14 protein-coding genes are annotated in these 15,571 nt (G+C 70.3%); 3 read left to right on the top strand and 11 right to left on the bottom strand.

The genetic code is table 11. The features are described 5' to 3' along the window. The 9 genes from TSO221_RS33300 to TSO221_RS33260 all read right to left on the bottom strand — a co-directional run. The coding region (locus tag TSO221_RS33300; RefSeq protein ID WP_109122760.1) for an MCP four helix bundle domain-containing protein at positions 1–1,468 on the bottom strand (1,468 nt) is incomplete at its 3' end. Between the two features lie 27 nt (positions 1,469–1,495). After that, entirely contained in the window at positions 1,496–1,957 is a 462-nt protein-coding gene (locus tag TSO221_RS33295; protein WP_109122759.1) for a chemotaxis protein CheW, read from the bottom strand. 13 nt (positions 1,958–1,970) lie between these two features. Next, positions 1,971–4,034, bottom strand: a complete 2,064-nt coding sequence (locus tag TSO221_RS33290; protein WP_109122758.1) for a chemotaxis protein CheA — start codon at positions 4,032–4,034, stop codon at positions 1,971–1,973. Then, positions 4,034–4,399, bottom strand: a complete 366-nt coding sequence (locus TSO221_RS33285) for a response regulator (protein ID WP_109122757.1) — start codon at positions 4,397–4,399, stop codon at positions 4,034–4,036. The genes TSO221_RS33290 and TSO221_RS33285 overlap by 1 nt, the downstream gene beginning before the upstream one ends. Continuing rightward, entirely contained in the window at positions 4,396–4,731 is a 336-nt protein-coding gene (locus TSO221_RS33280) for an STAS domain-containing protein (RefSeq protein WP_109122756.1), read from the bottom strand. The genes TSO221_RS33285 and TSO221_RS33280 overlap by 4 nt, the downstream gene beginning before the upstream one ends. 373 nt (positions 4,732–5,104) lie before the next feature. Then, positions 5,105–6,310 carry an ABC transporter permease gene (locus tag TSO221_RS33275; protein ID WP_109122755.1) on the bottom strand — a complete coding sequence of 402 codons (1,206 nt, stop codon included), beginning with the start codon at positions 6,308–6,310 and terminating at the stop codon, positions 5,105–5,107. Continuing rightward, on the bottom strand, positions 6,310–7,029 hold the full coding sequence (locus TSO221_RS33270) for an ABC transporter ATP-binding protein (RefSeq protein ID WP_109122754.1): 720 nt from the start codon (positions 7,027–7,029) through the stop codon (positions 6,310–6,312). Before TSO221_RS33270 ends, TSO221_RS33275 begins: the two co-directional genes overlap by 1 nt. Before the next feature lie 10 nt (positions 7,030–7,039). Continuing rightward, positions 7,040–8,311 (bottom strand): efflux RND transporter periplasmic adaptor subunit, encoded by a 1,272-nt coding sequence (locus tag TSO221_RS33265; RefSeq protein ID WP_109122753.1) that lies wholly within the window; start codon positions 8,309–8,311, stop codon positions 7,040–7,042. Between the two features lie 132 nt (positions 8,312–8,443). Further along, positions 8,444–9,328 carry a LysR substrate-binding domain-containing protein gene (locus TSO221_RS33260; RefSeq protein ID WP_109122752.1) on the bottom strand — a complete coding sequence of 295 codons (885 nt, stop codon included), beginning with the start codon at positions 9,326–9,328 and terminating at the stop codon, positions 8,444–8,446. A 112-nt stretch (positions 9,329–9,440) separates the two neighbouring features. On the opposite strand from TSO221_RS33260, the gene TSO221_RS33255 reads away from it, so the two are divergent. Continuing rightward, complete coding sequence (locus TSO221_RS33255) at positions 9,441–10,193, top strand: TSUP family transporter (protein ID WP_109122751.1); 753 nt, start codon at positions 9,441–9,443, stop codon at positions 10,191–10,193. 170 nt (positions 10,194–10,363) lie between these two features. On the opposite strand, the gene TSO221_RS33250 is transcribed toward TSO221_RS33255, so the two are convergent. Beyond that, complete coding sequence (locus TSO221_RS33250) at positions 10,364–11,275, bottom strand: hydrogen peroxide-inducible genes activator (protein WP_109122750.1); 912 nt, start codon at positions 11,273–11,275, stop codon at positions 10,364–10,366. 178 nt (positions 11,276–11,453) lie between these two features. Between TSO221_RS33250 and ahpC the strand changes: the two genes are divergently transcribed. Together ahpC and ahpF are read left to right on the top strand one after the other, a co-directional pair. Then, entirely contained in the window at positions 11,454–12,017 is a 564-nt protein-coding gene (ahpC, locus tag TSO221_RS33245) for an alkyl hydroperoxide reductase subunit C (RefSeq protein ID WP_109122749.1), read from the top strand. A gap of 89 nt (positions 12,018–12,106) precedes the next feature. Beyond that, positions 12,107–13,684, top strand: a complete 1,578-nt coding sequence (gene ahpF, locus TSO221_RS33240; protein WP_109122748.1) for an alkyl hydroperoxide reductase subunit F — start codon at positions 12,107–12,109, stop codon at positions 13,682–13,684. A 14-nt stretch (positions 13,685–13,698) separates the two neighbouring features. Here the strand turns inward: ahpF and TSO221_RS33235 are convergent, their stop codons facing one another. Beyond that, positions 13,699–15,471 carry a PTS fructose-like transporter subunit IIB gene (locus TSO221_RS33235; RefSeq protein ID WP_109122747.1) on the bottom strand — a complete coding sequence of 591 codons (1,773 nt, stop codon included), beginning with the start codon at positions 15,469–15,471 and terminating at the stop codon, positions 13,699–13,701. Positions 15,472–15,571: the final 100 nt, after the last annotated feature.

Genomic DNA, 15,571 nt, shown 5'->3' with positions numbered 1-15,571 from the left:
TCTTCTCGGTCTGGCCGGCGTTCTCGGCGTTCTGCTTGACGTTGGAGGCCATCTCCTCCATCGACGAGGACGCTTCCTCGGCGGCCGCAGCCTGCTCGGTGGCGCCCTGACTGAGCTGCTCGGCGCTGGCCGACAGCTCCTGGCTGCCGGCGGAGACGTTCTGCGCTGCCGCCGCCGCGTCGGCGACGATGGACCGCAGCGAGTCCAGCATGGTCTTCAGCGCGATGCCCAGCGTGTCGCGGTCGGACACCGGCTTGGCCTGCACCATGAGGTTGCCCGCGGCGATCTGGTTGGCGACCTCCGCCGTCACCCGCAGGTTGGCGGTCATGCGGTTCAGCGCGTCCACCAGATCTTTGATCTCGTCGTTCGACGACACCGAAACTTGCTGGTCGAGGTCGCCGAGCGCCACGGCGTCGGCCAGCGCCACGGCGCTGCGCAGGCCGCGGCTGATGCTCAGCGCGATCCAGGTGGCGGCGACGATGGCGATCAGCACGGAGCCGGCCAGCGCGGCGAGCAGCAGGGTGCGGGCATTGCCGTACTGCACGTCCGCCTCCTCGTCGGCCTTCTTCATGCTTTCGGCGTTCTGGTGGAGGATCTCCTCCAGGACCACCAAAGCCTGTTCAAGCTGCGGGCGGCCGACGGTGGTGGACAGCTCCTGGGCCTTGATGTCGGACTTCTCGTGGCCGAGGGCGACCGTGTTGAGGTGTATCCGCCGCCAGCTCTCGAACCGCTCGCTGTATGCGGCCAGCGCGGACAGCCGGGGCGGGGTCTTCGCAAGCTCGGTCAGGGCGTCGCGCTGACGCTGCGCCTCGGCCATCTTCGTTTCGATTGCCTTGCGGAAGCGTTCGCTGGCCTCGAAGCTGGTGGTGAGGATGAGGTCCTTCTCGATGCCGCGCACCTCGGTGAGCGTCTGCATCAGGCGCGCCGTGCGCGTCGCAACCTGCAGCTCCTCGGCCGTCGCCGCCGCGATGCCGGCGTCGATGAGGGCTTGCAGCGGCTCGACCATGCGGTTGAACGCCTGCTGGCCGTCTTCCCTGGACAGGTGGCGCGCCTGTTTCAGACTCTGGACGCGGGCCAGCTCGCGGATCTTGTCTTGAACGGCGACGTAGCGGCTCCAGGCGGCGTCGAACGCTTCGGCCTTCTGCCGGCCCCAGGCGGTGGCGATGCCGCGGTAAAGGTCGAAGTGCTTCTTCACCTCGGCGCGGCTCTTGAGCATCTCGGCTTCGTAGCGGTCGAGCTGTTCCTGCGTGTCGGCCAGGATCAGGTTCTTCTCCGCGGCGACCGCGGCCAGCACGTCGGCGTTGATCTCCTGCGACTGGCGCAGCCGCTCGGCGTCGCCCTGGATCACGCGCTCCATGCTTTCGTTCAGCGTGGCCAGGCTGTTGATGCCGAGCATCGTGGCGGCGGCCGAAAGGGCGATCACCACCGCGAAGGAAACGCCGAGCTTGAGTTTGACGGACGCGCGCATGGGGAATCCTCTCCGGGGCAGGGGTGGTCAGGCGGCGTGCGCGGCCAGCAGGCGCGCGATGTCGGGGACGATCACGAACCCGTCGCCGCGCAGGCCGATGCAGCGGACCAGCTCCGGCCGCCAGCGCATGCCGACGCGCGGCACCTCCTCCAGCGAGGCGGCGGCGAGTTCGGTGACCTCGTAGACCTTGTCGGTGGTCAGGCCGACCAGCGTCGGCTCGCCGTCCAGGTCGGCCTCGATCACCACGACGCGGGTGTCCTGGGTGGGCGGCGTGCGCGGCATGCCGAACAGCAGCCGCAGGTCGGCCAGCGGCACCACCTTGCCGCGCACGTTGATCACGCCGTCGACGAACGGCCGGGCGTTCGGCACCGCGGTGACCGGCACCGGGTCGAGGATCTCGCGCACGCAGGTGGCCTCGATGGCGAAGACCTCCGGGCCCAGGCCCAGCATCAACACTTCCAGCGTGTGCGCGTCGGCGACCTTGCTCATGGCGGGGGCTCCTTCAGCACGCTTCGCGGCGTTCGTCGCAGGCCTGGCCGAACTCGACCAGATGCGGCAGGTCGAGGATCAGCGCGACGCTGCCGTCGCCCAGGATGGTGGCGCCGGAGAAGGTCTCGACGTCGGCGTGCAGCTTGGACAGCGACTTGATGACCGTCTGGTGGCTGCCGATGATCTGGTCGACCACCAGCCCCACCCGCATCTCGCCCGAGGAAACGATGACCACCTTCGGGTACGGCTCGGCCGGGGTGCGGACGCCGAACAGGTCGCGCAGGCGCAGGAACGGCACCAGCTCGCCGCGGATGTTGAGGAAGCGGCGCCCGGTCGAGCGGGCGTCGTCCGCCTCGCTCAGCTCGACGCACTCCTCCACCGCCGACAGCGGCATGGCGTAGCGGCCGGAGCCGACGCGCACCAGCAGCCCGTCGATGATCGCCAGCGTCAGCGGCAGGCGCAGCGTCATCTCGGTGCCCCGGCCCGGCGTGGTGGCGATGTCGATGGAGCCGCGCAGCGTCTCGATGTTGCGCTTGACCACGTCCATGCCGACGCCGCGCCCGGAGACCGAGGTGATGGCGGCGGCCGTCGAGAAGCCCGGGTGGAACAGGAACTGGAACAGCTGCCCGTCTGGCAGCGCGGCGCCGGGGCTCAGCAGCCCCAGCTCCTCCGCCTTGGCGCGGATGCGGTCGCGGTCCAGCCCGCGGCCGTCGTCGGAGATCGACACCAGCACCTCCGCCCCGGAATGGCGGGCGGCGAGGCGGACCTGTCCGCGCGCCGGCTTGCCGGCCGCCGCCCGCGCCTCCGGCGTCTCGACGCCGTGGTCGATGGCGTTGCGGATCAGGTGCACCAGCGGGTCGGCCAGACGCTCGACCACCGTCTTGTCCAGCTCGGTCTCCTCGCCGGAGGTGACCAGCTCGACCTCCTTGCCCAACTCGTGCGCGAGGTCGTGCACGAGGCGGCGGAAGCGGCCGAAGATCGACCCGATGGGCACCATGCGGATGCCCATGGTGGTGTCGCGCAGCTCGGACGCCAGCCGTTGCAGCTCCTCGGCCACGGTCTGCAGGTCGGGATCGTTGCGGGTGGCGGCCAGCTGGCTCAGCCGCGCCTGGGTGATGACCAGCTCGCCGACCCGGTCCATCAGCAGGTCGAGGCGTTCCGCCGAGACGCGGATGCTGGCGGAGCTCTTGGCCTCCGCCTCGCGTCGGGCGTGCTGTTGCTCGGCCAGGGCGGAGGCGACGCGGTCCTCGGTGACGGCGCCGGTGCGCACCAGACGGGCGCCGATCGGCTGCTGTTCGGCGAGCGCGGTGTGCACCGCCTCCGGCGCCACGTCGCCGCGTTCGACGAGGATCTCGCCGAGCCGTTTTGGCTCGGCGGCGGCGTCGATCTCCTCGATCCGCAGCTCCATGTCGTCGATGACGAACAGGAACACCTCCTCGATCGCCGCCTTCGGGCGATCGGTCGAGAGCGTGACATCCCACGAGACGTAGCAGGCGTCCGGCTCCATCTCGTCGAGCGGCGGAATGCCGTCGGTCAGCGCCGCCACGGTGCAGGGACCCAGGCCGCGCAGCTCGTCGAGCAGCAGCAGCGGGTTGGTGCCCATCGCCATGGCGTCCTTGGCCAGCTTAAAGCGGATCCGCCAGGTGGAGCGGGCCTCCGGCTTCGGCGCGCGCGTCTCCTTGCCCGCCGGGGCGGCGGAGGGCGCGCAGCCGACCACGGCGTGCAGGTCGGTGAGGATGCGCTCGCCGTGCGCGGTGTCGGCGTCGTCGGGCGCGTCGATCAGGCCGCGGATGTGGTCCTTGGCGGCCAGCGCGATGGCGATCAGCTCGTCGCTCGGTGGCACTTCGCCCTTGCGGACGCGGTCGAAGGCCGTCTCCACGTGGTGGGTGAAGGCCGAGGCGCGCTCGAAGCCGAACATGGCGCCCGAGCCCTTGATCGTGTGCAGGGCGCGGAAGGCGCTGTCGATCAGGTCGCGGTTGGCGGTGTCCCGCTCCAGGCTGAGCAGGGCGGATTCCAGCTGCTCCAGCAGGTCCTGGCTTTCCTGGCGGAAGGTCTCCGCGGGGTCGGGCGCCGCCATCAGCCGAGCACCTTCCGGGCGACGGCGAGCAACTGGTCCTGCTGGAACGGCTTGGTGATCCAGCCGGTGGCGCCGGCGGCCTTGGCCTCCTGCTTCTTGGCGCCGTCGGATTCCGTGGTCAGGAAGATGATCGGCACGCCGCGGTAGGCCGGCAGCTTGCGCAGCTCGCGGATGAAGGTCAGGCCGTCCATCACCGGCATGTTGAGGTCGGTCACCACCAGGTCGACCGTGGTGGCCTTGGCCTTGTTCAGGCCTTCCGAGCCGTTGCCCGCCTCGTGCACCTGGTAGCCGGCGGACGACAGGGTCAGCTTCACCATCTGGCGGATGCTCTCGGAGTCATCGACGCTGAGGATGCTCTTGCTCATGCTGCGGCGCTCCCCTCGTTCCAGAACCGGTTGCCGGGCCCGTCCGCGCCATCGGGAAGGAACCCGCCGCGGACCAGCACCTCGCGCAACGCCCCCTCGGCCGGCGCCGCCAGGGCGAGCGTCTTGCCCCACGCCCCGGCGCTGCGGTGCGCGGCGAGGAGGAGTTGCGCGGCGCTGAGGTCCGCGGCGATGACCTCGGCGCAGTCGATGACAACGGCGTCGTGCTGCCGCAACGCGTCGAGAATCCGGTCGCGCACCGTATCGATGCTGCGCATATCGAATGCTCCGTAAAGTTGTAGAAAATGCGCGCCGCTTTTGCTGTCATCGCTCATGTCGGGCCTCCGCTTCCTGCGTCATCCGCAAGAAAAGCTTGTCACCAAAGTTACAGAATTATAAGAATAATTCTGATGTTCCTCAGGTGTGTTCTGGTCTCTTTATGAGATCTCCGGATCACTTGATAGGCAAGGGTGGAATGCCGCGGGGAACCATTTGCCGCATGCATATGAGTGAGCGTGTAAGACCGAGGAATGAGGTGGTTTGATTTCATCTCCGTCCAAAGGCGGAGCCGATTTTCGGCTTTGGATGCCAACGCATGACGCGCCGCACCCAAATACCAGACGCTGCGACTCGGCAAATGGAGCACAACCGGAGGATCGCCGCCGCGCCGACGGCACGGCGTTCACGGCCGCCGCGACTCCGGTGAAGTCATTCGTGCCTAAGGGCTTCGATGGGGTTCAGGCGGGCGGCGCGGCGGGCCGGGAAATAGCCGAAGACGATCCCCACCAGCCCGGAGAATCCGAAGGCGATCAGGATGATCTTCGGATCGACCAGGAACGGCACGCCCATCCCCGCCGTCACCGCCCCGGCGATGCCGAGGCCGAGCAGCACGCCCATCAGCCCGCCGAACAGCGACAGCACCACCGCCTCGACCAGGAACTGCATCAGCACCTGGCCTTCCAGCGCGCCGATGGCGAGGCGGATGCCGATCTCGCGCGTGCGCTCGGTGACCGAGACCAGCATGATGTTCATGATGCCGATGCCGCCCACCAGCAGCGACACCGCCGCCACCGCGCCCAAGAGGCCGGTCAGCATCATCGTGGCGCCGGCGGTGGCCTGGACGATCTGCCGCATGTCGCGGACCGAGAAGTCGTCCTCCTTGCCCGGCGTGATGGAGCGGCGCTCGCGCAGCAGGCGCTCGATGTCGGCCTGCACCTTGGCGGTGTCCGCCCCGTCCTCGGCCGAGACGTAGACGCGGGGGATGTCGGTGTTGCCGACGATGCGGCGCTGCACCGCGCGCAGCGGCATCAGGATGATGTCGTCCATGTCGGTGCCGAAGCCCGACTGGCCCTTGGACTCCAGGGTGCCGATCACCTCGCACGAGACGTTGCCCACCCGCAGGTTCTGCCCGACCGCCGGGACGCGGGCGAACAGCCTGTCGCGCACCGTCTGGCCGATCAGGCAGGCGGCGCGGCCGCCGCGCAGCTCGCCGTCCAGGAAGGTGCGGCCGGCGGACAGGCCCCAGTCCTGGGTGACGAAGTAGTCGTTGTCGGTGCCGGTCACCACCGTGGTGCGGCTTTCCGTGCCGAAGACGGCGGTCACCGACTTCTGCGCCACCGGCGCCACCGCGCGCACGCCGCCCAGCTGGGTGCGCATCGCCTCGATGTCGCGGGCGTTGAAGGCCTTGGCGTCGGAGCTGGCGCGGCCGGGGCCGAACTGGCCGGGGGAGACGAACAGCAGGTTGCTGCCCAGCTTGGACAGGTCGGCCGTCACCTTCGCCGTGGTGCCGTTGCCGATGGTCACCATGGCGATCACCGCGCCGACGCCGATGATGATGCCGAGCACTGTGAGGAACGAGCGCAGCGCGTTGCGGCGGATCGCCTGGAGGGCGAGGCGGATCGCTTCCAGCAGCATCAGGCGGCCCTCCCGCCCGCCGCGTCGGCCTCGATGCGGCCGTCGACGAAGCGGATCACGCGGTCGGCGTAGGCCGCCATGTCCGGTTCGTGCGTCACCATGACGACGGTGATGCCCTGGTCGCGGTTGAGTGCGACGAGCAGGTCCATCACCTCGCGGCTCATGGCGGTGTCGAGGTTGCCGGTGGGCTCATCGGCGAGCAGGACGGCGGGCTCGGTGACGATGGCGCGGGCGATGGCGACGCGCTGCTGCTGGCCGCCGGACAGCTCGGCCGGGGTGTGGCGCTCGCGCCCGGCCAGCCCGACGCGGGCCAGCGCGCGCAACGCGAGGCGGCGGCGGTCGGAGGCGGGCACGCCGCGGTAGATCAGCGGCAGTTCGACGTTCTCCACCGCGCTGGTGCGGGCCAGCAGGTTGAAGCCCTGGAACACGAAGCCGAGATAGCGGCGGCGCAGCAGCGCGCGCCGCGTCCGGTCAATGCCGCCGACCTCGACGCCCTTGAAGCGGAAGGCGCCGGAGGACGGCGTATCGAGGCAGCCGATGATGTTCATGGTGGTGGATTTGCCCGAGCCGGACGGCCCCATGATCGCCACGAACTCGCCCTCCGCGATGCGCAGATCGACGGCGCGCAGCGCGTGCACGGCGGCGTCGCCGGCGCCGAAGACCTTGCCCAGCGTCTGGAACTCGATGACCGGGATGGCGGGCGTTCCGTCCTTGGGCATGGCCGCCTCGTCAGCGCTTCGCCGCGGAATCCACGATGACCGGCTGCCCGTCCGCCAGATCTCCCTGCTGGATCTCCGTGCGCTTGCCGTCGCTGGCGCCGACGCGGACCGGCACGGCGGCGGGCGCCCCGTCGCGCAGCACCCAGACGGCGCGCGCCGGGCCGGCGGTCTCCTGACGGCTGGGGGCGCGGAACTGCGGCGGGCCGGGCAGCAGGCGGCGCAGCAGGCTGGCGGACTGCTGCGGCTCGCTGGCCGGCGGGGTGAAGCGCAGCGCGGCGTTGGGCACCAGCAGCGCGCCGGTCACGTCCTGCACGCCGATCTCCGCGGTCGCCGTCATGCCGGGGCGCAGCAGCAGCTCCGCGTTGTCCACCGTCAGCACCGCCTTGTAGGTGACCACGCCCTGCACCGTCTCCGGCGCGTAGCGCAGCTCGCGGATGCGGGCGGGGAAGCGGCGCTCGGGGTAGGCATCGACCGAGAAGGTGGCCGACTGCCCCTCGCGCACCTTGCCGACGTCGGCCTCGTCCACGTTCACCTGCACCTCCATTTGCCGCAGGTCCTCGGCGATGGTGAACAGCACCGGGGCCTGGAGGGAGGCCGCCACGGTCTGGCCGGGATCGACGTTGCGCTTCAGCACCACGCCGTTGACCGGCGCGGTGATGCGCGTCTTGGCCAGATTCGATTCGTTGAGCGTCAGGTCCGCCTCGGTGGACAGCACCTCGGCCTTGGCGCTGGCCAAGCCGGTGACGGCGCGGTTGTACGCCGCCCGGGCGGCGTCGAAATCATGGCGGTTGCCGGCCGAGGTGCCGGCCAGCGCCTTCTTGCGCTCGTAGTCGCGGGCGGTCTCGTCGAGCGTCACCTCGGCCTGGGCGACGCGGGCGACGGCGGCGTCGCGCTTGGCGCGGGAGCTGTCGACGCTGGCCTTGAACTTGTCGGTGTCCAGTTCGGCGATCACCTGGCCGGCGGCCACGGTGCTGTTGAAGTCCACGTGCACGCGGCGGATGGTGCCGGACAGCTCACTGGAGATCTCGACCTGGCTGGTCGGCTGGACGCTGCCGGTGGCGGTGACGATCACGTGCAGGTCGCCGCGCGCGGCCGGCTCCGTCAGGTAGGCGATGCCGTCGGACGGCCGCCCCGACAGACCGTATGCGACTGCGCCCGCGGCGGCGAGCAGCAAGGCCGGCGCCACGATCCACAGCCGGCGGGACCGGCGCCCGGAGCCGGGCGGCAGGCCAAGCAGCGCGTCCACGTCGCGGGTGTCGTCGCGGGACAGGAGGTCGGCCATGGGATTGGCTTTCGTCTGACGCTCTCCGGCCAGGGTGCGCCGTTCGGGGGTGTCGCGCGCTGACCGGAATCAAGGGGCAACGGCATTGTACGCGCGGGGCCGGCGCCTCCTGCGCCGCGGCGGCGATTTGCCTCAGGAGGCGGGCGATTCCGCGGCGGCCCGCGCGCACAACCAGGCGCGGAAAGCGGCGAAGCCCGGGTCGTCCCGCCGTGCCGGGCGCGACACCAGATACCAGGAGCGGCCCATCGGCACCGCCAGCGGGAACGGCGCCACCAGCCGGCCGGCGGCCACGTCGTCGACGATGTAGGGCCCGATCCCCAGGGTCACGCCGACGCCGTCGAGGGCGGCCTGCAGCGCCATGGCGTAGCTGCCGAAGGACAGCTCGCGCGTCGAGGGCGCCGGCAGGCCGGCGGCGGCGAACCACTGCGCCCAGTCGTTCGGCCACTGCGAGTTGGACAGCAGCGTCGCGCCCGGCAGGTCCTCCGGCCGGCGCAGCGAGGACGCCAGCGACGGGGCGCAGACCGGCAGCATGCCGGCGGTGAACAGCGGCTCCACCGTGTGGCCGGGCCAATGCCCGTCGCCCAGCACGATGCCGCAGGTCCAGTCGTCGCGGATCGGCTGCGAGGCGCCGCCGGTGGCGATGCGCACTTCGATCTCCGGATGTTCGGCGTGGAAGCCGCCCAGGCGCGGGATCAGCCAGCGCACCGCGAAGGTGGCGCCGACGCCGACCGTCAGCACCGGGCCGGTGCGCATGGCCGAGACCGCGTCGACGCTGCGCTCGATGGCGTCGAAGGCGGCGGTGAGGCCCGGCTGCAGCGCCCGTCCGCGCGGGGTCGGCACCAGCGCGTTGGCGCGCCGCTCGAACAGCGGGAAGCCGAGCCGCTCCTCCAGCAGGCGGACCATGCGGCTGACCGCGGCCTGGGAGACGTTCAGCTCCCCCGCTGCACCGGTGAAGCTGCCGTGCCGCGCCGCCGCCTCGAAGGCGCGCAGGCCGTTCAGCGAGGGCAGGCGCCGCATCTCCGTTCACCCCAAGTTTTCCTACGGGTGAGCATCAGGCAATGTCGTTTGCGGCGCAAGCGCGGGGATGCCACCTTTGATCCGCAACCATCAGAAATCCAAGTGGTGTGGAATGCTCACCGTTCCCCTGGCGCTGGGGCTCGGCACCGCCGTGCTCGTCACCTCGTTCCTCAGCGGCCTGTTCGGCATGGCCGGCGGCATGGTGCTGATGGGCATCCTGCTGCTGATGCTGCCGGTGTCCACGGCGATGCTGCTGCACGGCATCACGCAGATGGCCTCGAACGGCTGGCGGGCGTGGCTGTGGCAGCGGCACATCGTGTGGCGGGTGGTGGTGCAGTTCCTGGCAGGCGGTGCGGTGGCGGTCGGGCTGTTCACGCTGGTCGGGCTGGTGCCGGACAAGGCGGTGTCGCTGATCGTGCTGGGCCTGTCGCCCTGGCTGGCGCTGGCGGTGCCGCGCGGCTGGTCGCCGGACGTGACGCGGCGCGGTCACAGCGCGCTGGCCGGGTTCCTGTGCATCGGCATCCAGCTGATCGCCGGCATCTCCGGCCCGCTGCTCGACGTGTTCTTCGTGAAGTCCGACCTGACGCGGCAGAGCGTCGTCGCCACCAAGGCGACCACCCAGGTCTTCGGCCACCTGTTCAAGGCGGCGTATTTCGGTTCGGTGGTCGCCGCGTCGGGGGCGCAGGGGGTGGACGCGGCGACGGTGCTGATGTGCGTCGCCATCGCGATCACCGGCACCACGCTGTCGCGCCGCGTGCTCGACGCCCTGACCGACGCGCAGTTCCGCACCTGGAGCAAGCGCATCGTCATGCTGACCGGCAGCGTCTACCTGGGCCAGGGCGTGTTGCTGCTGGTAGCGCCGTGAGCGGGCAAAGAAACACGTTTTAAGTCGTCATCTCCGCGGAAGCGGGGATCCAGTGCTCGCGTCCGCGAGCCACATGACTCATGTCGCCCCTGCCGGGGCTCTTCCTGGATCCCCGCCTTCGCGGGGATGACGGCAAAAAGGCGGAAATTCGGCCGAGCCCGAAAAGCACGTCAGGCCTTCGCCGGCTGCATCTCCGCCTTGAGCGCTTCGGCGAGCTGCCGGAAGGTCGCCTTGCGGCCGGAGCTGCGGCGCCACACCAGACCGATGCGGCGAGGCGGGCTCTCGCCGGCCAGCGGCCGGACCTCCACGTCGAGGCCGCGCAGGATGCCTGAATCGAGCGCCATCTGCGGCAGCAGCGTCACCCCCAGCCGGTTCGCCACCATCTGCACCAGCGTGTGCAGGCTGGTGCCCTGAAAGGCGGTGTTGCGCGGCGCGTCCTCCAGCGCGCAGGCGGCCAGCGCGTGCTCGCGCAGGCAGTGGCCGTCCTCCAGCAGCAGCAGCTCCTCCAGGTGCATATCGCTGGTGCGCGCGGTCGGCTGGGCGCACAGCCGGTGCCCCGGCGGGCAGACCACGGCGAAGCGGTCGTCGACGACGTCGACGCTCTCCAGGTCGCCCAGCGGGTAGGGCAGGGCGAGCAGCGCGCAGTCCAGTTCGCCGCTCTCGAGTCGCGTGATCAGGCGGGCGGTCTGGTCCTCGCGCAGGTACAGCTTCAGTTCCGGAAAGGCGGCGCGCAGGGCCGGCATCACGCGCGGGATCATGAACGGCCCGATGGTCGGGATCACGCCCAGGTGCAGCGGGCCGGCCATGGGATCCTCGGCGGCGCGGGCGATGTCCACCAGATCCTCGGCGTCCTTCAGCAGGGCGCGCGCGCGCTCCGCCACCTCGCGCCCCAGCGGCGTCGGAATCACCGAGCGCCGCGTGCGCTCCAGCAGCGGCGCGCCCAGCAGCTCCTCCAGTTCCTGGATGCCGGCGCTGAGCGTGGATTGGGTGACGAGGCAGGCTTCGGCGGCGCGGCTGAAGTGGCAGCGGTCGACCACGGCGACGAGGTAGCGCAACTGGCGCAGGGTGGGCAGGGGCTTCATGCCGCGCACATTAATCGATTTAGTCGATCAATGCGATCTGAATTTTCTGTTTTTATCGGTGATCCATTGCCCTTACGTTCCGTGCGGACACCGGGACAACGAGAGACGACGGTCGATCAAAAACCCCGGAAGCCAGAAAATCCGCTCGTTATACAATTCGCAACACGGAGCATTTCCAATGTCGCTCATCGGTACCGAAATCAAGCCCTTCAAGACGACCGCCTTCAAGAACGGCAAGTTCATCGAGGTCAGCGACGCCGACCTGAAGGGCAAGTGGTCGGTGGTGTTCTTCTACCCGGCCGACTTCACGTTCGTCTGCCCGACCGAGCTGGAGGACCTGGCCGACAACTACGGCGCGTTCCAGCAGCTCGGCGTGGAGATCTACAGCGTGTCGACCGACACGCACTTCTGCCACAAGGCCTGGCACGACACTTCGCCGGCGATCAGCAAGATCGAGTACACGATGGTCGGCGACCCGACCCTCGCCATCTCGCGCAACTTCGAGGTGCTGATCGAGGAGAAGGGCCTTGCCGACCGCGGCACCTTCGTCGTCGATCCGAACGGCAAGATCCAGATCGTCGAGATCACCGCCGGCGGCGTCGGCCGCAGCGCCACCGAGCTGCTGCGTAAGGTCAAGGCCGCGCAGTACGTCGCCTCGCACCCGGGCGAGGTCTGCCCGGCCAAGTGGGAGGAGGGCCAGAAGACCCTCGCCCCGTCGCTGGACCTGGTCGGCAAGATCTAACGCCGGCACCGCGTACCGAGCCCCCCTCCCGTCCGCGGGAGGGGACGCTCCACCAAACAAGAAACTGCCTGACAACGAGGGTCGCCGCCATGTTGGATGAAAACGTCAAGGGCCAGCTGAAGGCCTATTTCGAGCGCATCACGCAGCCCGTCGTGCTGGCGGCCAGCCTGGACGACGGCCCGAAGTCCCAGGAACTCGACTCGCTGCTGACCGGCATCGCCTCGCTCACCGACAAGATCACCGTGGTGCGCCGCGACGACGCGCGCACGCCCTCCTTCGCCATCGAGCGCGCCGGCACCGACATCGGCGTCCGCTTCGCCGGCCTGCCGCTGGGGCATGAGTTCAACTCGCTGATCTTGGCGCTGCTCCAGGTCGGCGGCCACCCGCCGAAGGAGTCGGCGGAGGTGATCGAGCAGGTCAAGGCGCTGGACGGCGACTACCGCTTCGAGACCTATTTCTCGCTGTCCTGCCAGAACTGCCCGGACGTGGTGCAGGCCCTGAACCTGATGAGCGCGCTGAACCCGCGGATCAAGCACGTCGCCATCGACGGCGCGCTGTTCCAGGACGAGGTGACGGCGCGCCAGGTGATGGCGGTGCCCTCCGTGTTCCTGAACGGCGAGCCGTTCGCCCAGGGCCGCATGGGCCTGGAGGAGATCCTCGCCAAGATCGACACCGGGGCCGCGGCGCGCGCCGCCGAGAAGCTGAAGGGCAAGGACGCCTTCGACGTGCTGGTGGTCGGCGGCGGGCCGGCCGGCTCGGCCGCGGCGATCTACGCCGCCCGCAAGGGCATCCGCACCGGCGTGGTGGCCGAGCGCTTCGGCGGCCAGGTGCTCGACACCATGGCCATCGAGAACTTCATCTCCGTCCCGCACACCGAGGGCCCCAAGCTGGCCGCGGCGCTGGAGCAGCACGTCAAGGACTACGAGGTCGACGTGATGAACCTGCAGCGCGCCGAGAAGCTGGTGCCGGCGCCCGAGCCCGGCGGGCTGATCGAGGTACAGTTGGCCGGCGGCGCGTCGCTGAGGGCCAAGACGGTCATCCTGTCCACCGGGGCGCGCTGGCGCCAGATGGGCGTGCCGGGCGAGGCCGAGTACCGCAACAAGGGCGTGGCCTACTGCCCGCACTGCGACGGCCCGCTGTTCAAGGGCAAGCGCGTGGCGGTGATCGGCGGCGGCAACTCGGGCGTCGAGGCGGCCATCGACCTCGCCGGCATCGTCGCCCACGTGACGCTGATCGAGTTCGATTCGGCCCTGCGCGCCGACGCCGTCCTGCAGCGCAAGCTGAACAGCCTGCCCAACGTGCGGGTCATCACGTCTGCCCAGACCACCGAGGTGCACGGCGACGGCACCAGGGTGACCGGCCTGTCCTACAAGGACCGCACCGGCGGCGAGCTGCACCGCATCGACCTGGAGGGCATCTTCGTGCAGATCGGTCTGGTGCCGAACACCGAGTGGCTGAAGGGCTCCGTGGCGCTCAGCCCGCGCGGCGAGATCGAGATCGACGTGCGTGGCCAGACCTCGGTCCCCGGCGTGTTCGCCGCCGGCGACGCCACCACGGTGCCGTACAAGCAGATCGTCATCGCCATGGGCGAGGGCTCGAAGGCTGCGCTGTCCGCCTTCGACCACCTGATCCGCATGGTCCCCGTCGAGGTCGCCGAGGCGGCCTGACGCGGAGGGACACTTCAGCCGCTGCGCGCGGCGGTTGGAGCGGCGGCGCCCACGGGTGCCGCCGCTGCCATGTCGACCGGGCGCTTGAGCACGACCAGCGCCAGCGTGGTGACGAGGGTGCCGGCAAGGATCGCCAGCACGTAGAAGCCCAGCGGCGTCACCGCGTTCGGGATCGCCAGCACGAACACGCCGCCGTGCGGCGCCCGCAGCGCGCAGCCGAACCACATGGACAGCGCGCCTGCGATCGCCGAGCCGGCCACGCAGGCGGGGATGACGCGCAGCGGGTCCTTGGCGGCGAAGGGGATCGCGCCCTCGGTGATGAAGGCGAGGCCGAGCACGCCGGCGGCCTTGCCCGCCTCCTGTTCCTGCGCGGAGAAGCGGTTCTTCGCGACCATGGTGGCGAGCGCCAGGCCCAGCGGCGGCGTCATGCCCGCCGCCATCACCGCGGCCATCGGCGTGAAGGTGTTGGAAGCCAGCAGGCCGACCGCGAAGGTGTAGGCCGCCTTGTTGACCGGCCCGCCCATGTCGAGCGCCATCATGCCGCCGAGCAGCAGGCCGAGCGCCACCGCGTTCGCGCCCGTCATGCCCTGCAGGAAGGCGGTCAGCCCGTTCATGATCGCCGCCACCGGCGTGCCGATCACGTAGATCATCATCAGCCCGACCGCGAGCGTCGCCAGCAGCGGGATGACCAGCACCGGCTTCAGCCCCTCCAGGTTCGTGGGCAGTCGGATGGTGTCGCGCAGCCAGCGCGCCACGTAGCCGGCGAGGAACCCGGCGACGATGCCGCCCAGGAAGCCGGCACCGATCCTGGAGGCCAGCATGCCGCCGATGAAGCCCGGCGCCAGCCCCGGCCGGTCGGCGATCGAATAGGCGATGTAGCCGGCCAGCACCGGCACCATCAGCGCGAAGGCCGCCTCGCCGCCGATCTGCATGAGGGCGGCGGGCAGCGTGCCCTTTTCCTTGAACGCCTCGATGCCGAAGACGAAGGACAGCGCGATGACGAGGCCGCCCGCCACCACGAAGGGCAGCATGAAGGACACGCCGGTCAGCAGGTGCTTGTAGGGGCCGGACTGCGCCTCCTTCTGCTGCGCCTTCGCCTGCGCCACGGTGTCGGCGTAGCCGCCGGTGGGGGCGGGCAGGGCGAGAGCGTCGGAGACGACGCGGTCGGCGTGCTTCAGCGCGTCGCCGACCGAGGTCTTCAGCACGCGCTTGCCGGTGAAGCGCTCGGTGGTGACGTGGGTGTCGGCGCCGATGATGACCGCCTCGGCCTCGGCGATCTCCTCCGGCGTCAGGGCGTTCTTGGCGCCGACCGAGCCCTGCGTCTCCACCTTGATGCGGTAGCCGCGCGCCTGGGCGGCCTGCTTCAGCGCCTCGGCGGCCATGAAGGTGTGGGCGATGCCGGTCGGGCAGGCGGTGATGGCGACCAGCAGCTTTCCGCCCTCGGTGGCGGGCGGTGGAGCGGGCGCGGCCGGCTGCGCGGCGGAGACGTCCGCCAGCGCCTCGTCGAGCACGTGGCCGGTCTCGCGGATGGCGCGGGCGGTGGAGGTGCGCAGGATCGGCTTGCCGGCGAAGCGGGATTCGTCCACGGCGATGTCGGCGGCGAGGATCACCGCGTCGGCGCTCTCGATGGCCGCGTCGCCCAACCGGGTACCGACGCCTTCGGCGCCCTGCGTCTCGATCTCGATGGCGTGGCCCTTCAGCGCGGCGGTGCGCCGCAACGCCTCCGCCGCCATCACGGTGTGGGCGATGCCGGTCGGGCAGGCGGTGACGGCGACCAAGCGAGCCATGACGGTTCTCCTCCAGTTCCCTCCCTCGCCTCCGGCGGGGGCGTGGAGCCGGTAACGAAGTTAACGAGCGCCGAAGGCGATCGTAGGCGGAGCGCGGTCG

The organism is Azospirillum sp. TSO22-1 (assembly GCF_003116015.1).
Classification (GTDB): domain Bacteria; phylum Pseudomonadota; class Alphaproteobacteria; order Azospirillales; family Azospirillaceae; genus Azospirillum.
The sequence above is the reverse complement of the archived record's forward strand: the minus strand, read 5'-3'. Positions and strand labels throughout refer to the sequence as shown.